The 25,276-nt window shown below is 43.5% G+C and carries 20 protein-coding genes and 1 pseudogene; 6 read left to right on the top strand and 15 right to left on the bottom strand.

Annotated elements, in window-relative coordinates:
• Positions 1-25 precede the first annotated feature (25 nt).
• The 5 genes from MKY98_RS16260 to MKY98_RS16280 all read right to left on the bottom strand — a co-directional run bounded on the left by MKY98_RS16260 (position 26) and on the right by MKY98_RS16280 (position 7,313).
• A complete protein-coding gene (locus MKY98_RS16260; protein WP_069010559.1) occupies positions 26-904 on the bottom strand; it encodes a carbohydrate ABC transporter permease in 879 nt (292 codons plus the stop codon).
• Between the two features lie 27 nt (positions 905-931).
• Entirely contained in the window at positions 932-1,822 is an 891-nt protein-coding gene (locus MKY98_RS16265; protein WP_029517681.1) for an ABC transporter permease, read from the bottom strand.
• A gap of 251 nt (positions 1,823-2,073) precedes the next feature.
• The gene (locus MKY98_RS16270; protein WP_069010558.1) at positions 2,074-3,756 is read right to left on the bottom strand and encodes an extracellular solute-binding protein; all 1,683 of its coding nucleotides are present in this window, start codon (positions 3,754-3,756) and stop codon (positions 2,074-2,076) included.
• A 136-nt stretch (positions 3,757-3,892) separates the two neighbouring features.
• Entirely contained in the window at positions 3,893-5,518 is a 1,626-nt protein-coding gene (locus MKY98_RS16275) for a response regulator transcription factor (RefSeq protein ID WP_069010557.1), read from the bottom strand.
• The gene (locus tag MKY98_RS16280; RefSeq protein ID WP_069010556.1) at positions 5,493-7,313 is read right to left on the bottom strand and encodes a sensor histidine kinase; all 1,821 of its coding nucleotides are present in this window, start codon (positions 7,311-7,313) and stop codon (positions 5,493-5,495) included. Before MKY98_RS16280 ends, MKY98_RS16275 begins: the two co-directional genes overlap by 26 nt.
• 114 nt (positions 7,314-7,427) lie before the next feature.
• On the opposite strand from MKY98_RS16280, the gene MKY98_RS16285 reads away from it, so the two are divergent.
• Positions 7,428-7,604 (top strand): hypothetical protein, encoded by a 177-nt coding sequence (locus MKY98_RS16285; RefSeq protein WP_176715684.1) that lies wholly within the window; start codon positions 7,428-7,430, stop codon positions 7,602-7,604.
• Here MKY98_RS16285 and MKY98_RS16290 read toward each other — a convergent pair.
• On the bottom strand, positions 7,597-8,037 hold the full coding sequence (locus tag MKY98_RS16290) for a NucA/NucB deoxyribonuclease domain-containing protein (RefSeq protein ID WP_069010555.1): 441 nt from the start codon (positions 8,035-8,037) through the stop codon (positions 7,597-7,599). The two genes, MKY98_RS16285 and MKY98_RS16290, sit on opposite strands and share 8 nt — an antisense overlap.
• A gap of 140 nt (positions 8,038-8,177) precedes the next feature.
• Between MKY98_RS16290 and MKY98_RS16295 the strand changes: the two genes are divergently transcribed.
• Both MKY98_RS16295 and MKY98_RS16300 read left to right on the top strand, forming a co-directional pair.
• Entirely contained in the window at positions 8,178-8,372 is a 195-nt protein-coding gene (locus MKY98_RS16295; RefSeq protein WP_069010554.1) for a hypothetical protein, read from the top strand.
• A gap of 386 nt (positions 8,373-8,758) precedes the next feature.
• Positions 8,759-9,061, top strand: coding sequence for a hypothetical protein (locus MKY98_RS16300; protein ID WP_013310964.1), 303 nt, complete (start codon positions 8,759-8,761; stop codon positions 9,059-9,061).
• A gap of 69 nt (positions 9,062-9,130) precedes the next feature.
• Here the strand turns inward: MKY98_RS16300 and MKY98_RS16305 are convergent, their stop codons facing one another.
• The 5 genes from MKY98_RS16305 to MKY98_RS16325 all read right to left on the bottom strand — a co-directional run bounded on the left by MKY98_RS16305 (position 9,131) and on the right by MKY98_RS16325 (position 15,345).
• A complete protein-coding gene (locus tag MKY98_RS16305) occupies positions 9,131-11,017 on the bottom strand; it encodes an Ig-like domain-containing protein (RefSeq protein WP_069010553.1) in 1,887 nt (628 codons plus the stop codon).
• A gap of 120 nt (positions 11,018-11,137) precedes the next feature.
• A complete protein-coding gene (locus MKY98_RS16310) occupies positions 11,138-11,560 on the bottom strand; it encodes a hypothetical protein (RefSeq protein WP_061828460.1) in 423 nt (140 codons plus the stop codon).
• Between the two features lie 16 nt (positions 11,561-11,576).
• Positions 11,577-12,245: a uracil-DNA glycosylase gene (locus MKY98_RS16315; protein WP_069010552.1), complete on the bottom strand. Its 669-nt coding sequence runs from the start codon at positions 12,243-12,245 to the stop codon at positions 11,577-11,579.
• A gap of 259 nt (positions 12,246-12,504) precedes the next feature.
• Complete coding sequence (locus tag MKY98_RS16320; protein WP_069010551.1) at positions 12,505-13,167, bottom strand: S-layer homology domain-containing protein; 663 nt, start codon at positions 13,165-13,167, stop codon at positions 12,505-12,507.
• A gap of 117 nt (positions 13,168-13,284) precedes the next feature.
• Positions 13,285-15,345, bottom strand: a complete 2,061-nt coding sequence (locus tag MKY98_RS16325; protein WP_081317531.1) for a glycosyl hydrolase 115 family protein — start codon at positions 15,343-15,345, stop codon at positions 13,285-13,287.
• A gap of 257 nt (positions 15,346-15,602) precedes the next feature.
• Here MKY98_RS16325 and MKY98_RS16330 point away from each other — a divergent pair, with 257 nt between their 5' ends.
• The gene (locus MKY98_RS16330; protein WP_069010550.1) at positions 15,603-17,546 is read left to right on the top strand and encodes a serine hydrolase domain-containing protein; all 1,944 of its coding nucleotides are present in this window, start codon (positions 15,603-15,605) and stop codon (positions 17,544-17,546) included.
• Between the two features lie 177 nt (positions 17,547-17,723).
• Here MKY98_RS16330 and MKY98_RS16335 read toward each other — a convergent pair whose 3' ends face one another.
• On the bottom strand, positions 17,724-17,990 hold the full coding sequence (locus tag MKY98_RS16335; RefSeq protein WP_069010549.1) for a hypothetical protein: 267 nt from the start codon (positions 17,988-17,990) through the stop codon (positions 17,724-17,726).
• A gap of 317 nt (positions 17,991-18,307) precedes the next feature.
• Here MKY98_RS16335 and cysK point away from each other — a divergent pair, with 317 nt between their 5' ends.
• Positions 18,308-19,246, top strand: a complete 939-nt coding sequence (gene cysK, locus MKY98_RS16340; protein WP_029517693.1) for a cysteine synthase A — start codon at positions 18,308-18,310, stop codon at positions 19,244-19,246.
• A 437-nt stretch (positions 19,247-19,683) separates the two neighbouring features.
• On the opposite strand, the gene MKY98_RS16345 is transcribed toward cysK, so the two are convergent.
• Positions 19,684-20,031 carry a YolD-like family protein gene (locus MKY98_RS16345; protein ID WP_069010548.1) on the bottom strand — a complete coding sequence of 116 codons (348 nt, stop codon included), beginning with the start codon at positions 20,029-20,031 and terminating at the stop codon, positions 19,684-19,686.
• An 854-nt stretch (positions 20,032-20,885) separates the two neighbouring features.
• Positions 20,886-22,112: a serine hydrolase domain-containing protein gene (locus tag MKY98_RS16350; RefSeq protein ID WP_069010547.1), complete on the bottom strand. Its 1,227-nt coding sequence runs from the start codon at positions 22,110-22,112 to the stop codon at positions 20,886-20,888.
• A 299-nt stretch (positions 22,113-22,411) separates the two neighbouring features.
• Between MKY98_RS16350 and MKY98_RS16355 the strand changes: the two genes are divergently transcribed.
• A complete protein-coding gene (locus tag MKY98_RS16355; protein WP_208332684.1) occupies positions 22,412-24,205 on the top strand; it encodes a response regulator in 1,794 nt (597 codons plus the stop codon).
• Between the two features lie 37 nt (positions 24,206-24,242).
• Here the strand turns inward: MKY98_RS16355 and MKY98_RS16360 are convergent.
• Positions 24,243-24,527 (bottom strand): annotated as a pseudogene (locus tag MKY98_RS16360) (IS110 family transposase); the annotation flags it as partial.
• Between the last annotated feature and the right edge of the window lie 749 nt (positions 24,528-25,276).

Consider the following 25,276-nt stretch of genomic DNA (forward strand, 5'->3'; position numbering starts at 1 on the left):
GTAAATCATCTCCTTATTATTTCTATTACTCTTTGACGGAACCTAGCGTCATACCTTTAACAAAATACTTTTGTAAAAATGGATATACAATGAGAATAGGCGCTGCACCAATGAAAATTTGCGCTGCATTAACCGTCGTTTGAGAAAGTAATTCCATCTCCTTTGGACTCATGCTCATGGAACTCATGTCCTTCTGAATAATTACAGTTTGCAGGAACGTCGCGAGCGGATAGTCCTTTGCATTGCTCAAATAGAGTAGACCGTCAAACCAGGAGTTCCAATGAAATACCATACTAAACAGCGCAATCGTCGCAATGGAAGGCATGGATATCGGTAAAAAGATACTAAACAATGTCCGAAAATGTCCTGCTCCGTCGATCAATGCGGCCTCTTCCATCTCTTTGGGAATTCCTCTAAAAAAGTTCAACATAAGGATGACCAGAAATGTGTTGACCGCTCCTGGCAAAACAAGTACCCAGAAGCTATCCATTAAATGAATCTTTTGAATAACCATATAGAATGGAACCAGACCACCGTTAAAAATCATGCTGAACACGAACAACCATGAATATACGTTTCGGCTACGGAACACAGATGTTTCCTTTGAAAGTGGATAAGCAGCTAAAAAGGTAATCAGCAGTGTCAAGCCGGTTCCCAATACAGTCCGACAGACAGAAATCCAGATGGAGTGCAGAAAAATCGGGTTATTCATTGTCTTCTTATAGGCTTCTAATGAAAACTGCACTGGCCACAGTCCAACCAGATTTGCATCTGCTGCTGATTTAGCACTAAATGATACCGCCAACACATGAATCAGTGGAACGATACACATGATAGACAAAATCACTAGTAAGCAAATATTAAACACATTGAAAATGCGGTATGGCGTTGTTTTATGATACATGACTCTCCCTCTTTCAGTCTCGTGGAATCAGAATATGCGGTAACCTGCCCATTTGTAAGCAAGTCGATAAGATATCAGAATGAGAATCATACTGATAACGGATTTGAACAAGCCGATAGCGGTGGCAAAGCCCATCTCCCCATTGATTAACGCTGTCCGGTAGACGAATGTATCAATAATATCGCCTTTTTGGTAAACCAGTGGATTATAAAGGTTGAAAATCTGGTCAAAACCGGCATTCAGTACATTGCCAAGTGCAAGCGTTCCAACAACGACTACCATCGGAATTAACGAAGGTACAGTGATGTGTAGCGTCTGTCTCCAGCGGCTCGCTCCATCCATTTCAGAAGCCTCATACAACGAAGGATTAATACCCGCCAGTGCAGCGAGAAATACGATGGTGTTGTAGCCGAACTCCTTCCATATATCTGAAACAATGACAGTAAACCGAAACCAGTTATTATCTCCCAGAAAAAAGATAGGCTGGATCCCGAAACTACCGAGAATACGGTTCATAAATCCATCTGTAGCCAACAGGTCAATCAGAATTCCGCCCAAGATGACCCACGACAGAAAGTGTGGTAGATAAACTAGTGTCTGAATGGATCGCTGAAGTCCGACCTTGCGAATTTCATTCAGCAGTATAGCAAAAACAAACGGAACTACCAGATTGAAAAACATCTTTAACACAGCAATAATTAGTGTATTCCAGACAACTTGAAGACTGTCCTCCCGTTGAAACAAAAAGCGGAAGTTATCCAGTCCAACCCACTCGGAACCCGTTATGCCTAGCCAAGGCTTGTAATTTTGAAAGGCCATCACGATGCCGCCCATCGGAATGTAGCTGAATACAATTAAGAAAATGATGGCTGGCAGCAGCATGATATGAAATGGCCACGTACGTTGCAGACTTCTCATTGCAGTTCCTCCTGTAACTTTCATTCATGGTATACTTCAATTATAAAAGCGTTTTCGCAGTCCCGACAGTTCAAAAAACCAACATACATGGCACAAAAGCAATCATTTTTTTAAGCTCGCCAAACGAATAAAACTTTTTTTCAAATACACCATGATATCGCATTCATTTCCACTCGATACGGGTGAAACTGTAGTAAAAAGGCTGCCCACCTCGGGACAGCCTTCCTACTCTGTTACAACATCATTGGTTTTTACTTTTCGACGCTTTTATACCATTCGTTTACTTCATTTGTAATTTGTTCGCCACCCGCTGTTTTCCACGTCTGCACAAAGGTATCAAAAGCAGAGATCGGCTGCTTGCCATAAATAATTTCATTGAAGGTCTGACTTTCAATTTTATCCAGATAGTCCTTTTTAGCCTTCATGGTTGGCGTAGTTGGACCTGTGAACTGATCTTTCATGGAGATATCCTTCTGTTCCATAAGCACTTTGGCAGCTGCAGGAGTACCTTTCCCGTAGTTCACCATTACATCTTTCTCTAGACGGGTCTTCGGTTCTGCGCCGTTAGCCAAACTTAGCAAAGCCTTCATTTGGGCATCAGGTATACGCGCACCATCACGAACCAGCAAATAACGAATAGAGTTTACATAACCGCCTGGTATTTTATCGATAGACATTAGCTTTCCGTCCGCATCCAAATCATAATCGTAGCCCTTAAACAGCCCATTCGACAAATCGCTATCCGGTTTGGCATTAGCATAATGGTCAAACAAATAGTTTTGATAAGTGAAAAAAGCTTCAGGATGCTGCATTTGTTTGTTGATTAGTACAACACCATTGGTGTATTGCGTACCGTGACGCATGGCTTTGTTGTCAGGACCTGCTGGAATCTTAATCGGCTTCCATATGGCACCCGGCGCATTTTTGACTGTATCCTGAAGCGGCCAGCCGCTCATCCAATATGGTCCAGGAATCATACCGGCTGTTCCTGCGACTGTAGGTTCTGCCGTTTTATTTTCATCCCACAATGCTGCTTCCTGAGGAATATATCCCTTTTTGAGCCACTCGCTCAGCTTTTGCAAACCCGGCTTCATGCCAGGCTGCACGGAGCCATATTCCAAACTGCCATTTGTACCTTTGTTCCACTGCTGAGGTAGTGTGCCATATGCCCCGAAAATCCAGGACGGGTCACCCATCCAAGTGTTCATGGATGTTTTAAAACCGATACTGAGCGGAACCACTTTGTTCGGAGCCAGTCCGTCCGGATTTTTATTTTTAAAGGCATCCATCACTTTTTCCAGATCATCCATCGTCTCAGGAGCCTTCATACCCAGCTTATCCAACCAATCTTGTCGTACCCACAATACATAATCATGGTTATAGGCGAAATCAAGCACAGGAATACCCATTTTCTTACCATCTCGGCTATACTGATTCCATACATTCGTATCCTGATTCATCGCCTGCTTCCATGAATCCGAAGCGTACTTGTCAAACAACGGACCAGCCTCTGCAAACATACCGGAATCGATCATGTCCTGTGCCAGTTGCTCATTTTCCGTCCCCAGTACAACGACGTCCGGCATCTCCTGACCGGAGGACATAGCCAAACGCAGCTTCGTAGCAAATGCGCCATTCGTATCCGTGACGGACCAGAGTGATTTGATATTAATACCGAATTTCTCTTTAGCCCATTTGGTCGCAATGTTATTTTCGATAGATTCACCATTTTTAAATTTTAAGGCGGGATCTACACCCCATACCGTGGAAATTGTGACTTCTGGATTGTATTTTTCTTTGTATACGTTTTCAGTTTTAGCTGTGCCGTCCGCACTCCCATCATTTCCCGCACCTGAGCAGCCCACAAGGCCAACTCCTAATACCATAGTTGCGGCGAGCAACGACAACAGCTTTTTCTTCGAATGAACTCGCATATTGTTCCCCCTCTAGAAATCATTTTCTACTCTTTTATTATAGAAGGGCTTTTCTTCACAGCCTATGTCACAAAATAAATATTTCTGCACCTTTCCCAACTGATCTTTACTGATTTCGTCTTTACTGGTCCCATCTCTACTGATCTCGAAATTCGTGCGGAGTCATTCCGTAATGCTTTTTGAACATTTTACTGAAGTATTGGGGATTCTGGTAGCCTAGTTCCGTCGTAATTTCGTATATTTTTTTGTTGGAATATTTGAGCAAATAAAGAGCCCGCTCCATTCTCATTCGGATAATATAGTCACCCAGACCTTCTCCGGTTTCAGCTTTATAAATTTTAGACAGATAGACTGGATGAAGATAAACCTGATCAGCAATCGTCTTAACAGACAGCTCCTGGCCTTTATCCTGGGAGATGAGCTCCTGAACCTGCTTGACCACATAGCTTTTAGCGCTTTGCTCGCTTGCGGACCATTCAGATTTAAGTTTGTTCATCATGGAAAATATCCACTCTTTGAGGTGGGGGAACGAATGAACCATTTTCTGCGCATGTAACGGATCGAAGCCTACTTGATCCATCTGTGTAATGAAACGTCCTTGTTTGTGCGCTGTATACATAAAGGCGCTCGTCACCGAAATAAACAGCTCATATAAATGCTCGCGTGTATATCCCACCTCTTCCATTTTTCCAAATACACGGCTCACTTTCGCTTCAGCCTCGTCCCATTGCCTGGATTCGAGCAGATGAGTAAGCGTAGGGTGCATATAAAGCCCCTCTAGTGACTTAACTGAACTGTGTGGCTGTTCTGTCTGTTCTTCTATGAATAGCAGTGCATCCGTTTCCTCCTGATGATTCCAGTATAAAGATCTAATCGCTGTCTGATATAGCTTAGGTAGCTCCTCTGGAAACTTAAACCATCCGGTTAATGCAACGTAAATTTCCCCTTTCAAGTAATTGCTCACATTTTTTCGAAAGGTCTCAATCGCCGCACGCAAACAAAGATTCTGCTCATCCACACTCCGTTCAGGAAATGAATTCCAATTCCCTTCTATTAATACAATTAAGCAGTCATGCGGCGCTTTGCAATGCCAAACGTGAAAATCAGGTGCGAACACTTCTTCGGCAATATTTCCAATCGCATACTCAATTAAGGAGACTGAATGATAGTCCATATCAGAAAAATGCTTTCCTAGCTGAATAAGCAGCATACTGGCAGGATGTCCCGTACGTAGCTTGATTTCGTACTCGGACATTTTGCTCTCTATTTTTGGTACTGGTAAATCACGCCCGAGTAGCAAATCATGCATCAAATGGGTCCGCAGTACACCAAAATCGTTTCTGCGGCTATATTGTAATTGGTGAACCTTATCAAATGCTTCCCATTCTTCCTTTAGCGAATCCATGGCGGCTGACACACATTTGATAAACTCTTCATCATCCACCGGCTTTAAAATGTAATCAAAAGCCTTAAGCTGAAGCGCTTTTTTAGCATATTCAAAATCGGCATAGCCTGTCAGTAACAAACTTCGGATATGCGGCCATCGCTCGTTTACTTCAACAATCAACTCCAGTCCCGTCATACCAGGCATACGAATATCTGTTACCAGAATATCAATATCGTACGCTTCCAGCACATCCACTGCTGCTAATGCGGAAACCGCTTGATGAACCCTCTCGATGCCTAGCGTCTCCCACGGAATGGTAGCTGCCAGACTTTCTGTTACATAACTCTCATCATCTACTAGTAATATCTGAACCATCTGGTCCCTCCGTTTTAACTATATTCGAATCTGGCGAAGGCTCAATTAAACCATTCGCATGCTCTCCTTCTGTTGAGATCGACCATTTTAATACTGCACGCAATCCTCCCAATGGAGACAAAGAGAACTCCAGTCCGGCATCTTCCCCAAAATGTAATCGCATGCGGTGATGCACATTCCACAAACCGTATCCATGATCCTCTTCCACAGGCTTGTCAAGCGTTGATGTCAGGGCAGCTATAGCCTCTCTACTCAAACCGAGTCCGTTATCATCCACAATCAGGTACATATACGAGCCAACACGCTCAGTCAAAATATGAATTAGACCCTCCTCCGCTTGAGGCTCTATTCCGTGCAGCACCGCATTTTCCACCAGTGGCTGCACTATAAGCGGCGGAATCGGCAGACTGCTGGCCTGCGAAGAAACATGAACTAAGAACGTTAGCCTTGGCATACGCATCTGCTGTATCCTCAGATAATATTGAACAAACTCGACTTCTTCTGACAATGGAACCAAATCCCGCTCCTGTCTTGTCGTATACCGATAATACCTGGATAAATTATGAGCCATAGCCACGACCGCCTCATGATTGCGCAGCTTTGCCATACTTGTAATAAACGAAAAACAATTATAAAAAAAATGCGGATTGATTTGTGACTGGAGCTGCTTTAGTCGCGCTTCCTTGACATGTAGCTGCTCAACATACACCTTCTCAAACAGCTCCTGAATCTGTTCGACCATCTGATTGAATTGACTAGACAGGAAAGCAAACTCGTGACTCCCCCTTAGACTTAATCGAACAGCATAGTCTCCGTCCTTTAGTCTCCTAAATGCCCGCACAAGCTGAAGAATCGGCACTTGTACCTGTGAATGAAGCAAGTAAGCGCCAATCAGGCCTACCAGCAGCGAGCCAACAACCGTTATATAAAACAGTCGATTCGATGAGTAAATCGGAGACATCATATCAGACAAAGGCATGTAATCAATCAAATACCAACCCGTCGTGTGCGAAAGAACGGCATGAACCAGGTAGCTTTCTTCTCCAATCTTCACGGTCAGATTGTCAACTTCATGGAGTCCCATTTTTTCTAATTTTGAAATCAGCTGTCCAGACAGCTCTTCATTGGCAGTACGATTATAGATCGCTCCTACGCCTTTTTTATAATAAAAAGGCTCTTTTCGACCATCACCTTTGAAGCGGTCAAGCATATCCTGAATATTACTACTGTCAAATTCTACCTTAATAATCGTGTTAGCGGTTTCTGGATTACCAAGTGAAGAAAACGGGGATAATGTATACAATGAAAATATAAATTGGTCTTTCCCGTATGATCTTTTTTTGGATACCTGCCAGCCGTCTTTTATCAGCTGATTTAGTTTTTTCTGGTCATATAAACCTGCTCCATTCTCCGATACAACCCGTCCAAGTGAAGGAGAATAGATACTCAGCCCGGTTCTCCAATTAAAAGAGCTTTCCTGAAGCCCAAGCTTGGTTTGAATCCGTTTGACAAGGTTAATTCCATCCAGATTGAGAACTTTGTCCTTCAAAAAAATCGCTTGAAAACTGGCTACATCAGGATCATGAATAAGCAGATGCGGCCAGGAGGAAATCATTTCAATATTCGTATTCACCTGGTTTTGAAAAAAAGTCAGCTGATTATAATTAGATTGATTCAGCTCCTCACGTAGTACACCTGTCGTTGTCTGATTAGAATAGACATACAGGATCAGCAGAGGTATAAGCAATACGATAACGATGGAGACGATTTTAGTATAAAAATTAAATTTAAACATGAGTTCTACACATCCTCTGCACAAGAAACAGGCATACTTAATTGGTATGCCTGAGCCCTGACCTTTGTTGCCGTCAGTACATACACTACATTATCAATGGTTGGCGGTGATAATATGTTTGATGCTAAGCAAATGGAATGGTTTAACCAACTATCCGCTGAAGACTTGGCCATTTTAGGTGCCGGCTTCAATACACTAGGTGATTTTTTTGATTTTCTGGCGTTGGTTAAGGCCAAACAGGAAACATCTAAGGAGCTAAAAGGTAAAAACACGAAATCAAAAACTATTTAATAACGAATTTTACACGAGTTCCATCCTCATACTCATCCAATTGATGACTAACCCATGATCCTGCCCCACGATTATCCTTAGGGGCTATGTATTTGACATTTGCACCTTTGCCTCCTTCTGAACACATAGCCATCGGCCATTCATCACGATCGTATCCCTTACGAGTGGGAACACCTGTAAGCGAATGCTTGCGATTTAGCTCGGCTCCTTCACGGTCAATTGTGCATACTGGTGATTTTCCCGCCTGAATGGCTTCCTTAATATGCTGCGCCGTTTCAGGGTAACGACCTGACGGGAATTGCAGCGTTACCTGAGCCGCCGAGGAAGGCGGGTTCTCTCCTGTTATTTTCGTAAGAAGATTGCCTCCTTCAAACCAGTACGCGCCCGCAGCTAGCAGTACTAAAGCTATAAAACTTAGCAATTTTTTCTTCAATTTCCCTCTTCCCTTCAAGCTATTCCAGTAGATGCCTTCAACTAAGTTAATCCCCGGATTTTATTTTTTGTAACCCCTTACTGACTATAAAAAAAGGTTGAATATTCGACGACAAATAGTATAGAGAGGAGGTTGTACGAATGAACGATGAGATCAAACTGGCCGTGAGCCATATGCAAGCCGTTGTTATCCGGTTACTGAATGGAAGTACCGTAATTGGCTGGCCTAAGCTCCTATCTGACCAAGAAACTCAGCAATTCAAGCTCTATGATGACGAACACGTATATACGATTTCCGTTAATGATGTGGATACAGTCGCAAGAGTTATTGTATAAGATACAGGAAGCGACTTAATGAGACATCCAGTGGACAAGCCCGAACAAAGCACACCACAGGAGAAGACTGATCAGAATCCCCCAAAATAAACCTTTAAAAAGCTTCATACCATACTGACAACCTTTCGACTGGGCTTTTTCCCCATTATAACATGTCAGAAAGACAGCTGTCGCAGCTTGCTCTTATATCATCTTCGTATCATATATATTAAATTTTAAAATCATGACACAAAGGAAATAATGAAATAATTCCGAAAATTATGCCTGATCACCAGTGAAAATGCAATCATGACATAATAAAAGTCACATTTTAATCAAAATTTAATGAAAGTTTTCCGAAAATGATGTATAATTATTGACATAACAAAACGCACGAGGTGATCATCATGGCATTATTAAACAGAGTTCATGAATTAAAATTGCAACTGCCTAACGAGCATCATAGCATTTCCCAATACGTGGAGCATGCATTGCATTCGATTGACAGTTTTGTGGAGCAACATCGTCAATTTATAGCCGCTCAGGCTCTATATGGTGAAAAGATCAATGGTACGGAAGAAAGACTGTTCCGAGACACAATTTCTGAGATTAAAGCCCAACTGGTAGCTACTTTGGAAAAGACAGTTGAAGACTTCGCACACAAAGGCGATAAGCACTGGAAAAATCATTATCAGGACGGCGTAGAATAAGCTGAAAATAACCCCCGGTCTTTGGACCGGGGGTTATTTTGTATAAGTGGATGTGGCAATATGCGTAGACTATTTTAACACTCTGGCCGATGTCGCTACAGTCTTACCACCATAGACTACTTTGATACTGGAACTTCCGGTATCAATCGCCTTCACCTGACCGCCAGTAACCTGTACGATCGACGGTTTGGAAGATGTCCATACCGCTGAGCTCGTCACATTGGTAGTTGCGCCTGAATCATAAACTGCATTCACACTAAGCACTTGAGAGGAGCCTTTAGGCAGCTTCAGGTTTTTATTGCTTAATACCAGTTTGAGCAGCTTAGGTGTGACCTTGATCTCAACGTTAAACGACTTATCCTGATATGTGCCCGTAATCGTTGCGTTTCCAATTCCAACGGCTTTAATGGAAGAGCCTTTTACGATTACTACGGAAGCATTCGATGATGTCCATTTCACTTTGCTGCTCAGCGTAGCTTTTTTACCATCCGTATATATGCCGATGACTTTGATGGACTTACTTCCTTTCAAATTCATATCAGCACTCGAAAAGCTTGGTGTCAATGTAGAGATGGCTCCTTCCACAATGACAGGTACTTTCACATATTTGTTCATATACATAGCCTTGATTCCAGAGTTACCGCCATTCACCGCTTTTACTTTACCATTTGCTACTGTAACTGCGGCTGTTGTACCTACCCAGCTTACCTGATTGGTAACATCCAGGATTCCGCCACCAGCCATGTGTGCTTTTACTGTCGGAATACTTGCTTCTTGGCCTGCAACCAATACATATTTTTTCTCAGAAGCGGTCAGCTTGAGCACTTTGTATTGCACAGTCACTGGAATATCCAGTTTGAGCGCACCTACCGTTGCTGTCAATGTTGCACTGCCTGGGTTCACTGCAACTAGCTTACCATTTGCTATTTTAACTGCACTTTCACTGCTTAAACTCCATTTTACATCGGATTGAACTGCTTTTTTTGCTCCATTGACCAAATAAGCAGATATACTCGGGAGAGAAGTTTTGCCTCCTGTTTCGAGGGTCAGACTGGCTTTGCTCGAAACCAGTTTTTCAACCGTTGGAAGTACATTAATCTTCAGAGTCTTGCTCAAACCGTGATAGGACGCTGTAATCGTCGAATTGCCTGCATCCATTGGTGTGATTTTACCTTGCTCGACTGTGGCAACCAGCGGATTGGAGGAAGTCCATTCTGCCGTGTTGGTTACATCTGTTTTGCCGCCAGTCAGGTTAACATCGGTTGCACTAACCTGAATTGGGGAGCTACCCAGAAAGACCGATTTGGCCCCAGTTGCACTCAATACTAACGCCTGAGAAGAAGAACGCACATACACAATCGTTTGTGCTTTAAGTTCATCTTTGCTTGCCTTAATGTAAGTCACGCCTTTGGCAAGTGGACGAACAAGACCATCTTCAACGGTAGCAACAGCCGCATTCGAAGAAGTCCATTCGACACCGGATACATTTTCCGTCCCACCTCCAGTAAGTACACCTTGAGCAGTCAATTGCTTTGATTCTCCGCCAATCGTCAAATTAATGGGACTAGACGGATTTAATTGCAGCTTGCTGTAAGGCGATTTTACTGTAATCGTTGTACTTACCGTTTGCTGCTCATATGTGGCAACAATCTTAATCTGCCCTTTTGAAACAGGAGTAATGAGCCCCTTATCAACCTTTAAAATGCTTGAATCCCCAGAGATCCATTCTGCCTTTTGGGTAACATCTTCTTTGCCCTTTTCAGTCAATGACCACACTTTTAATTGAGCGGGGCTTCCACCCAGATTCAATGTAGTCGGATTTTGACTGTCCCACTGTACCGTGGAGGTCGTGCTCTCCTCAGCCCGGATCAAACCCGCTGGCCATGCTGCAAATACAAACATCAGCAAAGCAAGTAAGAAGGTACTCCGTTTGCTCATACGTTTCATACGCTCCATTCGTTTCTCTCCCTTAGTTTCATCTCTATAAAATAGGATATAATTAACAATCCCATTACTTTTATCGGTTAGCAGCTTACTAAATTGAACCCTTCATCAAAAAAAGGTGAATAATTACAGTTAAAGTTCTCCACGCAGTGACCTTACCACAAACAAATGCTCTTCTTTAGATAAGGTTTGTCCATCTTCAAGGATTACATTGTGTGCCGAGTGACTAACCAGCTTTACATTATAAGCAATCAGCTGATCTTCTCTCCAAATCGTCACCGCCGACTGAAAATGAATGGCATTATCAAACTGCAACGGAACACTCATTACATAACCGATAGCGTTGAGCTTCGCCGGATGGCGGCTTCTACGCTCACGCCCCGGAGGTAGCATGGTAATATACGTAATATTTTCAAAAGGAATAGCCAGCATTTTCGGGCCTAAAATAACGCACTTTCGTATATCATCCCATTTTTCAAGCGTGCCGCGCACCTTCTGGGTATGATCGTTGTTGCCGTGATATAAAATGACCTGACGTCCCTTCCATTGACGCATGTCCTCACCTCCAGTGCTAGCGGTTAGGAATCTCCCACCGAATCGGCTCCATTCCATGCTCCTGCAAAAATGCATTGGTACGCGAAAAAGGCTTGCTGCCAAAAAAGCCTCTGTGAGCCGCCAATGGACTCGGATGAACGGATTTCAGCACCAAATGCTTGCTGGTATTCACGAAGCTTGCTTTTTTCTGAGCATGGCTCCCCCACAAAATAAACACTGCTGGCTGCTCGCGCTCATTAATCGCTTCAATGACAGCATCCGTGAAACGTTCCCAACCTATTCCCTGGTGAGATTGCGGTTGTCCTTCACGCACGGTTAACACGTTGTTCAGCAGCAGCACACCTTGCTCAGCCCAAGGAACGAGGTATCCCTGATTCGGAATGGGAGTACCGATATCATCGCGAAGCTCCTTGTATATATTTAATAGAGACGGTGGCGTTCGCACACCAGGTCTAACAGAAAAGCTTAAACCGTGAGCTTGTCCCTCTCCATGATATGGATCCTGTCCCAATATAACCGCTTTGGTCAGATGAAATGGCGTTAATTTGAGTGCGGAAAACAAGTCTTCTTTTGGAGGATATACCTTATGTAACTTGTACTCTCGGGCTAACGTATACCTTAAATCATTAAAGTATGGCTTTTCGACCTCTTCTCGTAGTACATCATCCCAGTCATTCCCAAACATACTCCTGTCTCCTCTCAATATGTAAATCAGTGAAAACGGTAAGCTTTTTGATCCAAAAAAATAAGCTGAACTCCTCATCCGGAGCCAGCTTATTTATTCGTTACCTGTGTTATATGCCGAAGGACCAGGAAAATATCCTTACGGTAATCAGCTACCGCAGGTCTAAATTCGATTTCCTTATTATAACATTAACGATAATGATGTCAAGTAACTGAAAGCTTAATTCCCTCTGAAGAAAAGCTCTTTATTGCTGTATTTATTACGAGTTTGTATGAGTATTCAAGTATTCCAATGCATTATATAACATAACAGCAGCTTCGGCACGTGTAATCTCGCTTTTTGGATAAAACTTTTCATTTGCATCCAAGGTATTGACCTTGTAGACTAGCGAGCGTTGAATGCTACCTTGGTAAGAAGGCTCCAGTTCGCTGTCATCCGCAATATTCGCAGGTGCGATTTTAATCATCGGAAGAGCGCCTGCTTTTTCCATGCCCTGAATCAGCATATGGGTGAACTGTTCCTTAGTCAGAGCTTTGGCAGGATCAATATCCTTTGGAATAACCACACCATTATAATGAGCGTTGATAAAAGCTTCAGCGTACCATGCAGTATCCTTAACATGGGTAAACAGTCTACTGACCTGTGGCTCCTTGTTCAAATCAATGGCGGCCAAACTGAGCTGGAGTCCGCCGCAGATCAACTGAATGCCTTGGGCAGCGGTGACTTTAGATGACGGGAGAAACTGCGTGTCAGAGGCACCTTTGAGTAGACCCTGATCTTTAAGGGATATAATTTTTTCTTTACCGCTTACGTTATTCAAATCCTTAAATTGGCGGTCTGCCGCAGACATTTGACCTCCAACGGAAAAGGACAAAATGGCTACAGTTGTAATGGCTGCAAATGCACCTTTTCTCATACTCATGTTAAATTCCACCTTGTAGTTGAATTAGGCCGCTTGGCCATTAACAACTTCATTGACGTAGTACAAGCTGGAAAGGTTGCAGGCAGACGCTGTTGCTTCTTATGCTACATGCCTTCCTTAATATAATACCTTCTCCAGACTGCGTGCCAACTCATCATCGGGAAGGGGCTTGCGATGCGTATTCTCTAGGTAGATATATTTCTCTGTTTCTGGCATTAAATATTGTTTGGACCACAGGAACATATCCGGACTGTCTCCCTGAAGACGAAGAAATCTCCGTACAGTGTCCGCATGTGAAATAGTATTATCCAGATTGGTTAACCAATCTGCCCGGTAGAAATGCTCCCATCTTCCAGTTCCTGCGAGCGATAAAGCTTCTTTACCCATCCGGTAGCTCCAAACGGCATGAGAAGCTTGTATAAATGCTCGTGGATAATCTTTTTCAAGGAACAGCCCATAAGCGCTACATAAGCTTGCCAGTCCACGTGAACCACTTAGATGCAGTTCAATCTGCACAAGCAGTTGATTATATAGCCTGCGACATTCATCTTCAGACAACTGCTTCATGATTCGTAGACACCGCTCTCGCAGTTCAACCCAGTCGGGAATTGCCGACTCGGCTTTTTCCTTGAACCAGCGAACTTGTTCAGGAAAAGGCCTTTCTCCAGTAGCCCAGTACAGCCGTTCATCACTGCCTTCTTTGCCTTGTAGCCAATACCCCATAATTTGCCGAGCTGGATGGTGATAGAATTCCTCCCCTGCTCGATCATCCTTATGCGGGCCATAAACGATAGTGCAACGGGAATAATCCCGGTATAATTGGGAAATCTCTTGAAGCTGACTACTGTACAGCCGTCCAATAAAATCAGTAAGCTGCTCTTCAGCATCCACTTCACCCTTCATCCATAAATTTGCTACTAAATCCAGCGTATATACATGCGGCAAAATATTACCTGAATTGACCAGCAGGTACTCGTCCGCCCCTGAAGTAAACGCTGTTGTTAATTCCTCTACAATCAAGCTGGCTGAGGAGGGAAGTTGGGTAAGATGGTTCGACGCTTGCAAATCGTGGAAGGTCACATGGTAATATACTCCATTCTTGTCCCCATCCTGCGTCTCAGGCAATGCTGGTACACGATAATTAAGATTCCCATGGCGCCGAGATACCATTTTACCGTAACCATTGTCCGCCCATACTTTAATCACCCCTTCGGGTACTTCCATATGCCCCTGCTTGTATAACTCGGCAATCTCACCATACATCGCCATACAGCACACAGGATGCTCCACAAATTCACAGATCATATTGTACTGCTTGCGAACCACATACGAGATTAATTGTCCGCGTTTGTCCGGCGTATTAAAGGAAGGATCATCTTCCCAAAAAGGCTTGTCACCCTGCCCGCGAAAAGATAATACCCATACAATCTTTTCTTCCTTTTGCCGTTCAATCGCTTCCTGCCACAGCTGTTCAAACAACTCGGGATGCTCTCTGTAGCTAGCTTGTTTACCCGGAAAGGCGCGCAAAAACATCTCCGCCCCCAACGGTTCAGCATGATGATGTGTGATCCATAAACCCATGTCTGCTGCAAGCTTATGATGGATACCTGTGCGTGGTAAATCGGTTCCGGGAATCACCATATTTCCACCACAGCGCAGTAACGCTTCAAAAACGGGCTGCCACACCTGCTCCGTCGGTGGATAATCATCTTTCCAGCCAATCAAGCATACCTCATCATTGACAAACCATCCCCGATACCGGACCTTGGACGGTATACTGTCAACATTCTGACTCGGTATTATTATGGTATCCCGCTTAGGCGGGAGGAGCTCCGCCCAGAACCAGAAGGGCTCCACACCCAGAGCGAAACGGCTGTAATGAAGCAGTCCATAAATAATTCCCAATTCATCACGGCCAATAATATGGAGTACCGTTCCCTTGCTACCAGCAACAAAACGCAGACAATAGCCCTCTGGCCAATGCGGACAGCTATCTCCTTCCTGTGCATAACGGATAATGATCGAGGGCTCTACTTCTGTTTGCAATGGCTCGCGGCCAAACACTTGCTTATGATCTCGCGCAATCATGTTCCAAGCGTGGGCAATGGGCAGACTTTCATCGGTTTGAAGATTGTATCCGCTTTCAGATGAAATAGTCAGAGGTTCACAGGCTTTCATTTATTGTCATCTCCTATTTTTTTCAACTATGAGGATTCTTCTTGTCTTTATTTTATAGGTTGTCAACATACATATAAAGCTGTACCAACGTAAATATAGCTTTTTTTCGGTAAATCATTTGAGAGTTGAAGCTTCATTTGAGAAAGAAAAAAGTAAGGAACAGGAGAGAAATAAGAAAGACTTGACTGCTACACTAAAAATGTTCCAAAAAACAGACTGCTCTTAAAGATTCAAGCGCAGCAAAAAGGAGACTTGATATGAAATTGAAAAAACGATTTGCCTCTTTGTTCCTGTTGGCATTGATGGCATTTATCCCGGTCCAGGCATATGCTTCTGGGTCCGTTCCAACCACTCCCTCTGGAATCCCGATTTCCGAAATCGAAAACAGAACAGATCAAATTATGAAAAAATATATAGGAACAGCGATTCCTGGTGCTGCGGTTTCCATAGTAAAGGACGGAAAAATTGTTTTTTCAAAAGGTTACGGATACGCAAACATCGAGAAACAAACACCCATGAGTACGGAAACAACCTATATGGAGGCCGGTTCCGTATCGAAATTGTTCACCTGGACGGCAGTAATGCAACTGGTTGAGCAAGGAAAGCTGGATTTGAATACGGACATCCGCACATACTTGCCTGACGGCTTTCTCAAGCCTTCTTTTGATAAGCCTATTACCCTGAAATCACTGATGAGCCACACGGCAGGTTTTGAGGAGCGCCTGGAAAAACTTTTGGTTCATGATCCTGCTGATCTTAGGCCTCTCAAGGAGCATGTCGCACCCGGAAACCAGCCTCAACAGATTTATGAGCCTGGAACAGTGATTGCTTATTCCAACTATGGGACCAACCTGGCCGGTTATATTATAGAACGTGTATCCGGAATGCCTTTTGAAACCTATATTCAGAAACATATATTTGAGCCTCTAGACATGAAACATTCTTACTTTACACAACGGTATGATCTTATTCCAGAGGTTATCGAACATAAAGCAACAGGCTACTCCAAAAAGGATGGAAACTGGGTTGCAAAGCCGAATGTTTTCTTTAATGATGTGCCGGCTGGTGCGTTAAACATTACTTCGGAGGACATGGCTCATTTTATGCTTGCTCATCTGAACATGGACCATTCCTTAAAATATTCGCTGTTCAACAAGAATGAAACCCTGCGAGAAATGCATGAGGCTTCGTATACCCACTATCCCGAGCTTCCGGGGAATGCCCATGGCTTTTGGGAACGGTTCGCGGGAGATTATCGTGTTATCGAGCACGGTGGAAATACAGATTCATTCTCCTCTCTGGTCTCTATCGTGCCGGATCAAAACTTTGGGATCAGTATTCTGACTAATGTGGAAAATGAAATGTCCGGGGCAAGAAGCGAACTCATTGACCTGTTTGTCGGGGGTTCCCACGCTACTCCGCAAGCGGACAGCACGTTGAAGCATAGCGCGGATGTGGAGGGAAAATACCGTTCTGCTCGCGCAGTATCATCTGGTATATTGAAGCTTATACCCGTATTATCCAATGCGGAAGAAGTGGTCACAGCCAACGGCAATGGCGGAATCACTCTGAGTATTCCATCCATGAATATTCATGTTGATTATGTAGAAACCAAACCCTATTTTTTTGAACGCGTGACTCCCGGGAGCACTCCTTATGATCACGCGGGCCTAAACATCAGCCGTCTTTTTTTCTTAACCAATGCCGATGGTAAAGTGACGCAGTTGTCATATGGAGTGATCGATGACCAATTGCCGATATCCTTCCTGCAAACATCCATCTTCAGTTATATTCTGGTCGGGGGATGCGGTATTTGGTTTGCGCTTGGGTCTATTTTCGGTATTATTGGATGGCTGCGGAAGCTCAAGGACGCAAGAAAGCAGAAGAGTGCTTCGCGGCTTCCCTTGCCTGACAGTGTAACCGTAATCCCCTTGCTGGGTCTGCTTGTGATCGTCAATCTCATTGCTTCAAGCATCCAATTGATAGGCGACCCCTATCAGCCTATGTCCAATTTCAATTTCAATATTATCTTTTTCTGGGTACTTGGGCTTGCCTTTGTACCGGCTGCCTATCTTGCTGTAAGAAAATGTAACGTTTCGGAGACTACATTGTTAAGAAAGGTATGCACCGCGACGCTGATTCTTTCGTTTTTAGCTATTTCGTTTTTCTTGTATTCCTATAATTTCTATTTTTTCGCATAGATCTACTTAATTTTATCCTTTTTATAGCATAGATAGCCTCCACGATATATTTCGAGTCGAAACATAGAAAAGGCCGTCAATAGACGGTCTTTTTTGTATTCTCTTCTCTATGAACACTCTTATTCATATTTCATAAACTACTAGTGTAGCAAATATGTCTACAGAAAGAGGGTTAATTCAAATGAAACCAAAGAAAAGTGGAAAGGGCGCAGCCCCTGTCATATCCTCCCGCACTTTCTCAATCTCAGGAAATTCGGGAACTGTTTCCAGAGATTTAGTGTTCCGTGTTACAGCAGAGGACACCTTTGCCACAATTCTTTTAGATGATGTATCGATATCCTTATTAAGAACATAAATTACTTCGTATTGTAGGCATTTAGTCGTAAGCTCTCGCAAGAGCAACTTGATGGCGCGAATTGATACACCGTAAGCTTGCCAAAACAAAAACGCCTCCCCGTATGTTAACGGTGAGGCAGAAGGATTAATTCCTTACTGCTCTTTTTGCCTTCTACTAAATACAAATTCGTTATCCGCCGACCACTAGGTTAGCGGGTAAAAGGATACACTGTATACATTCTTAATGACTCTCAGGTTCTGAATAAGCTTGGACTACTTTTTTATGAGTAGTACCTTAGGTTTAAACTGTTCCATCCGTTCCCGCTCCTCACTATGAATTAACAGGACATGGTTATGAAGGAAAATTCGTGATAATATCTATGTCATAGTAAGTAGATATGAATTAATTGTTTGGAGGGATAATTTTGACTAAAATTCACCAAAAGTTGACTGAATTAATTGGAAATACTCCTTTGCTAGCACTGTTGAACTACAGCCAAATCCAAAATATTGAGGCAAACGTGGTAGCTAAGTTGGAATATTTCAATCCGGCTGGTAGCGTTAAGGACCGCATTGGATATGCTATGATTAAAGACGCTGAGGAGAAAGGCTTAATCAATAAAGACTCCGTTATTATCGAACCAACAAGTGGAAATACTGGAATCGGACTTGCATTTGCAGCTGCGGCTCTTGGATATAAACTTATAATTACACTTCCTGAAACGTTTAGTATCGAACGTCGCAAGCTTTTGACTGCGTTCGGTGCTGAGCTTGTGTTAACACCGGGATCCGAGGGGATGAAAGGCGCTATCAAGCGTGCTGAACTATTGGCTGCCGAAACACCAAACTCTTTCATACCACAGCAGTTTAGCAATCCTGCCAATCCAGAAATCCACCGCAAAACTACAGCTGTAGAAATCTGGCATGATACGGATGGCGGTGTAGATATTTTTATTGCGGGCGTAGGTACAGGTGGAACTATTTCGGGCGTTGGCCAGGGATTGAAGGAACGAAAACCTTCTGTAAAAGTGATAGCCGTCGAACCGTTCGATTCACCAGTGCTGTCTGGGGGTACTCCAGGTTCACATCAACTACAAGGACTCGGTGCTGGTTTCATTCCAAATAACTTTAATGAAGAATATGTGGATGAGGTTTTCAAAGTTAAAAACGAAGATGCATTTGAAACTGCACGCCTGCTTGCCAAAACAGAAGGGCTGCTTGTTGGTATTTCTTCTGGGGCTGCGGTTTATGCAGCAACACAAATTGCGAAGCTTCCAGAAAACAAAGGCAAGACGATCGTGGTCATATTACCTGATACAGGTGAGCGTTATTTGTCCACTCCGCTTTTCTCAGACGTAGAATAATAACAAAAGAGACAGGAATCCCGCTGCCTCTTTTGTTAATTTTCCAAGTACACAAGCAAGAGCTCATAGAATTGTTTCATTAACCTGAATTGATTTCTTTCTTCGCTAGCGGTCCATTTTTTGCACAACAAATGGACCGTTAGTGAAGAAAAAGTTACCTTGGTCCAGCGCGATGTTGTTGGAGCTCATCAGGATTTTCTGTAAAAGTAGGCTTCCCCATAGTAGTCTTGTACCAATCTGTATGCCTCTTTCTTTAACTTGATGCGGGTGTAGTGCATCGTCATCAGGAAGTTTTCGATTGCGATATGAGGATTGATCTGCTCAGCTAAAACACTAGCATCAAATGCTCCTAGAAAGACTTCGGCTGAATTGTCGTAGATAAGGCAGCTGAGACATTTCTTGTTTGTTGAATAACATCAGTAGAATATTTACTACCCTTAGATTTTTGCTAGATACTTGCTGAAAATGATATCCTCCAACTTGATCCAACTAAAATCATCCTCGCCACGAAACAGTTTCACTTCCCTGCGAGCAGTATTTATAGACGTGATTACACCTGTGAGTTCTTCGTCATCGAACGGGCTAAAAACCACTAGTGTTATAGGTTGACGTGTGTTGTAGGACTCTATAAGCGCTTGCTCGATCAACTGGACTTCCTGATCGTCAAGTTCCGGCTTGCCTCTCCGCTGACGGTCTTTCATGAGTTTTAAGTATGCTTCCTTGTGTTCTGGTATGATAATCCTGCTGCTTTCCCATAAGCCGTTACCTTCTAATTTTTTCGACATGTATGTAGCCTCCTGATGTATTATGTAGAAATTATATTCCGAACATACGTTCTAGACAAGGCTTTTTATATACCGAATCCAAAACTTTTGTCCTAGAAAAATATTCCTAGGTCTGATAGACTAGACGAAAATACAAAATCAGAGGGATAAAATGAAAATTTTGGAGCATTAAAATTGGCTAACCACCGCATATTCACCTGGTTAGATCAAGTTTTGAATAATGATTAAGTTTCTTTCCCTCAAATTCATCTCCTATATTGTCCCATACGATTGTATCGACATTATTCCATGCATCTTTCGAATTGTCATATCGCTAGTCTCCATAAAATAAGTTTTAGACGGACTTTGAAATTGGAACAGTGACAACCAGTACGAGAAAATAATGTCCTAGACTGTCGCTGTTCCATTGAACTAACGTATCCCGTTAGCGGAATAACATATACGAAATTCTGATATTTTTGTACAATAGTCTTAATGTTTGATTTTCCTTGAAGTCTTTTTTAAATAGAAATTGTAGTCTGGTGCAATATGTAGGTTAGTAATATTACGTTGTCTATACCTACTATGTATTTCTAAAAATCCATATATCTCTTCTTATTCTCTATATCGAATTTGCGTCTAACCTATTTTACGATTTTGGCGGTAAACCATCTGTTGGCGGGAGTGGTAAAGAAGTCGATAGTAGAGCTTGACCGACCGAATATAAAATACGCCGTCGTTATGCCCCTCGTGAATCTTATCTATCGTTTTATTCTGAATGCGGACATTTGTGCCTCGATTGCATGAAACGACGGTTAATCACAGCAGAAACCGACATCCGCCCTCAAATAAAGGACGCGATGTCGGCTTTAAACTTAACGGCCAAACTCCTTATTGATTATTTTATTGTGAGCAGGCTCCACTTCCGGAGCTACCGAGTTGATGCACGTTACCAAAATATGCTGCCCGCCTAGAGATCCGAAGGCTCTCGATTCAAATCCGAAAGTACCGCCAGCATGCCCCCAGTATGATTGCCCGTCAGCTGTTTTTATTTCATAAATCCCTAGTCCAACTTTACCTATAGGTGAATCTACTGTCGTGAGCATCTGGTCCATTATCTCTTGATTTAGAAGCTTTCCGCCCAACAGCGCACTGAAGAAGGTGGTCAAATCTTTGGTTGTTGAGACTATATCTCCGGCTGCATTTGCCCATGATTGATTCATCTCTGTTAAATCATACAAATGACCCGATCTGTCCATATTATATCCTGTGGCATGCTTACCTGGAATATCGTGACTATTTTCCATTACAAATGTCCCTGTCATCCCGAGCGGTTCGATCAACCGTTTCCTGATCTGCTCCGCATACGTCTCTCCTGTTACCTTCTGAATAATTTGACCGGCTAGTATAGTATTCATGTTCGAATAGTTCCAGCCCTTCCCTGGCGCATATACAGGCGGCTTAGCTAGTCCCATGCTGATAAGCTCGTCGGACGAATAGTAACGGAATGGATTTTGAGGCAAGGTAATATCTCGAAAATCAAGATCAGTATAGCTCGCAAGCCCGCTTGTATGGTTCAATAACTGACGAATCGTAATTTTGTTGCCGTCATACCCATTACCCTTTATGACCCCCGGCAGCCATTTTTCGACCGAATCATCCAGGTTCAATTTTTTCTCCTGAGCCAACTGCAATACAACGGTAGCAGTGAATGTCTTCGTGATGCTTCCAATACGGAATGAAAAATCCGGCTCCACCGGGCGTGGTACTTCGAAACTGGCTGTACCCGTAGCGTAGGACCAGCGTTCCCCATCCTGTAGCCCGCCTGCCACGACACTTGGAACTCTTTTGTTGGTAACTACTTGATCCATGACGCGTTTGACTTCTTCCCGATGCTTTCTTTTCTTTTCTTTCTCGTTGAGTTCTTTTTTGGGTTCTTTTGCGAATTCCGACGATAAAATATTGTCGGTATTGGCAGCTTTATTGATAGCTTGATAAGTTGCCGTCTGACCCTCTGCGTGGACAGTTCCATAGGCCACTGTACCCGCCAATATAGCTATTAAAGTAAGTGCAACTCCTTTTCGAATGGTGAATGATTTCATAACGCATCGCTCCTATTATTTTGAATGTTGTTCTGCTTTACCCCCTCACCTTACCTCTGATATTGTTAAATCGAACAGTGATAAAACCGTCTAGCTTTTGATGACATCGTACTTGGACTTGTCACATATACCGCATGACAAACTATCAACTGTCTTATATGACGTGCTTGCTAAGCTACGTTCTAACCGCCGTTACCCCACCCTCTTTCGCTTGACGGATCGGGAAGTTATATTGCATGATAGGTCTGAATCATTCGGAATTTGATTTGCAAAAAAATATAAGAAGGTGTGCGTAATTCGTGTTCTCGATAATGAAAAAAAGGGTCTGGTATGATTGGATACTTGTGGCCATACGAACGCTTTGGCTGGTCATTATCGCAAGCGCTGGTTTTGTCGATCCGTCATTAACCGTTGTGTCGCTTTGGGTTGTACTTTCTCTCGCTTTCGTCGTTTATCTCGTTCCATTAATCATCCTCTATAGGAAAGAAGACTGGTATCTCACAATCGAAGTCACGGTAACGGGCTTTTTTTATCTTTATTTAGCTTACGCAGCCCCGGGATTGCTTTGGTCTTTTGTTTTACTCGTGATTACTATCGGCTTGACGAGCAGTCGAAGAAACTATGTGTGGACAGGTATCCTTAGCGGAATCGTATTCCCGGTATTGAACGGTTGGATTGCTGATCGTCTCCCGTATGAGTTTATCGTTAGCTGCAGCCTTGGTTTTGCCATCGGCTTCGCGTTTAATATTTTAATTCAGTCCCATAAGCAAGCCCGAATTATTCAAGAACAAAAGCTGTTGCTGGAGCAGCATATTAAGCGGATTGAGGAACTTACGCTGATGGAGGAGCGCAGCCGGCTGTCACATGAGCTGAATGACACGATTGGCCATACGCTTACCTCGCTCATCGTCGGCGTCGAATCACTGCGATCGTCCGTACCAGATGCGCAAATAGAGAGGATCAATTCACTTGTCGGAATCGCCCAACACAGTCTGGTTGATATCCGAAAGCATCTGCATCAGCTCTCTCATACTCCGTTGAACCATTCGTTAAGTGAATCGCTGCGGCAATTAACTGAAGATTTTATGAAGTCAACAGGTATAACGGTCAAATTCCGTGTGATCGGCAGTGAGACTCTTGTTATGCAAAAAATAAACAATTGTTTATATCGTTGCCTTCAAGAGTCTCTAACCAACGTGGTTCGGCACGGCAAGGCGAGCATGATATCCGTTCAGTTACATTTCAATAGTCAGCAGCTTCGATTACAGATCGAAGATAACGGCATCGGAATCGAAGAAATCCAATTTGGATCTGGGCTCAATGGAATGAAGGAACGACTTGAACTATTTCACGGCACGGTGTCCGTGCATTCCGAGTCAGGACAAGGAACTTTCGTCATATGTGATATTCCGTTGCAGACAGAGCCTGTACATGATGCAATCCGCCTGCTGATCGTTGATGACCAGGTGATCATTACCGACAGCTTGAAGCAAATTTTGGATCAGCATGCTGATTTTAACGTCGTTGGTACAGCCAGGGACGGGCGCGAAGCATTAGAACATTGTGATCGCTCCCAACCAGATATCGTGCTAATGGATATTCGTATGCAAGGAATGGGCGGGATTGAAGCTTTAGTTGAGATGAAACAACGATGGCCTGATATGAAGGTTGTATTCATGACAACGTTTAAGGATTCCTCGCAGGCAGCAACTGCATTGGAGCGCGGGGCAGAAGGCTACATGCTGAAGTCGATTCATCCGCGGGAGATGAAGGAAGCCTTGAAACTTATTTATAATGGAGGAACCTGGATTGACCAATCGGTCGCTACGCGAGTCTTCGAAGAGATGAAGCGTCAACGTGAGCAGTTGGAGAAAATCGGTTCAAGTCAGGGAAACTACCCGTACGGGCTTACGAAACGCGAGATGGAGATTCTGGAGCAACTGTCGAGCGGTCTGCGCTACAAATCGATTGCCGCCAAGCTATTTTTATCGGAGGGAACGATCCGCAATTACTGCTCGATTCTCTACTCGAAACTCGGCGTCAACAACCGTGAAGAAGCATTAGAAATGGCGCGAATGAAGAATATCGTGTAGCTGGAGAACTTCCCGATGGTACTCACGATATAGGGGTCACGTGCTGTTCTTTCACAAAATGGGCCAGGTTCAACCAGTAGTGGTCGGTTGTTTCCATGCCAACGATGACGTCCTGGAACCCTTGCTCCGTAGCAATCTTTCTGAACCAGCTAACGAACAATTCAAAGCCTTCACGGTCGTTCTCAAACGTAATAGCCTTCCCGAACTCGACTCCGCGGTAGTCTTGTGCCCGGGCGACATGTTTGAATTTAGCGATGTCTACACCGATAATTAAGGTAGAAGAAGTGATTTGATTAATACGTTCATTTTGAGTAGAATTCATCTTGTAGTCTCCTTGGTTTGTTTTTGGATCCAGTCGCTGGCCAGCATCGTGGACCCATTTACATCATACCAAGGAGTCTTTTTCATTCTGAAACCTCTTATTTCAACTTACGCTGATATAAAAACTAAACCTACTTCATTATCAATATAGGGGACAAACTTGATAAATAGTGATTACTTTCTCCGTTGCAACGGCATTTTAAATTGACTGATTATTTATGTATTTGAAAGGCCTGATTTGCAGCGTCCCAATACGATCCACAGCCGGAAAACCTTCGGTCACTGGGAGCTGGATACGGTCGTTTCCAGCCGAGGATAGAGTAAGCTTGCGTCGACACATCGTGGTGGCAAAAACACGTTTTTACCAAGTGATTATATGACGATCGCACGGCATTATCGATAAAGATCGCGTTTGCCTTATTGGCGGCTCAGTATCCGATGTCTGCGATTCGGAGCGCGACCGTGGGGAAAGAATTCGCCTGTCACTGAGAGTTGGAACGACTGTACGGCGTGGGCGTCTATTTCGCCGACCCGTACCCATCCTGGCAACGAGACTCCAACGAGAATGCCAAGTCTTGAGCGTGAATTTATCTCAAAGGGGCATAACTTCGCTCAGGTGACAGATGCTGATCTGGGACAAGCTCTCGCCCTGATTAACAACTGGCCCCGAAAAACTTAAGATGGAAGTCCTCTCACGAATCGTTACAGGAGGAACTGTTGTACTTGTCTTGACAATCCGTCTATTAAAAA

The organism is Paenibacillus sp. FSL M8-0228 (assembly GCF_038007385.1).
GTDB classification, from domain to species: Bacteria; Bacillota; Bacilli; order Paenibacillales; family Paenibacillaceae; genus Paenibacillus; species Paenibacillus polymyxa_D.

Coding starts and splice junctions, on each gene's coding strand:
- MKY98_RS16260 (WP_069010559.1), bottom strand. CDS start 904: ATGTATCATAAAACAACGCCATACCGCATTTTCAATGTGTTTAATATT.
- MKY98_RS16265 (WP_029517681.1), bottom strand. CDS start 1,822: ATGAGAAGTCTGCAACGTACGTGGCCATTTCATATCATGCTGCTGCCA.
- MKY98_RS16270 (WP_069010558.1), bottom strand. CDS start 3,756: ATGCGAGTTCATTCGAAGAAAAAGCTGTTGTCGTTGCTCGCCGCAACT.
- MKY98_RS16275 (WP_069010557.1), bottom strand. CDS start 5,518: ATGGTTCAGATATTACTAGTAGATGATGAGAGTTATGTAACAGAAAGT.
- MKY98_RS16280 (WP_069010556.1), bottom strand. CDS start 7,313: ATGTTTAAATTTAATTTTTATACTAAAATCGTCTCCATCGTTATCGTA.
- MKY98_RS16285 (WP_176715684.1), top strand. CDS start 7,428: ATGTTTGATGCTAAGCAAATGGAATGGTTTAACCAACTATCCGCTGAA.
- MKY98_RS16295 (WP_069010554.1), top strand. CDS start 8,178: ATGAACGATGAGATCAAACTGGCCGTGAGCCATATGCAAGCCGTTGTT.
- MKY98_RS16300 (WP_013310964.1), top strand. CDS start 8,759: ATGGCATTATTAAACAGAGTTCATGAATTAAAATTGCAACTGCCTAAC.
- MKY98_RS16305 (WP_069010553.1), bottom strand. CDS start 11,017: ATGGAGCGTATGAAACGTATGAGCAAACGGAGTACCTTCTTACTTGCT.
- MKY98_RS16310 (WP_061828460.1), bottom strand. CDS start 11,560: ATGCGTCAATGGAAGGGACGTCAGGTCATTTTATATCACGGCAACAAC.
- MKY98_RS16315 (WP_069010552.1), bottom strand. CDS start 12,245: ATGTTTGGGAATGACTGGGATGATGTACTACGAGAAGAGGTCGAAAAG.
- MKY98_RS16320 (WP_069010551.1), bottom strand. CDS start 13,167: ATGAGTATGAGAAAAGGTGCATTTGCAGCCATTACAACTGTAGCCATT.
- MKY98_RS16325 (WP_081317531.1), bottom strand. CDS start 15,345: ATGAAAGCCTGTGAACCTCTGACTATTTCATCTGAAAGCGGATACAAT.
- MKY98_RS16330 (WP_069010550.1), top strand. CDS start 15,603: ATGAAATTGAAAAAACGATTTGCCTCTTTGTTCCTGTTGGCATTGATG.
- MKY98_RS16345 (WP_069010548.1), bottom strand. CDS start 20,031: ATGTCGAAAAAATTAGAAGGTAACGGCTTATGGGAAAGCAGCAGGATT.
- MKY98_RS16350 (WP_069010547.1), bottom strand. CDS start 22,112: ATGAAATCATTCACCATTCGAAAAGGAGTTGCACTTACTTTAATAGCT.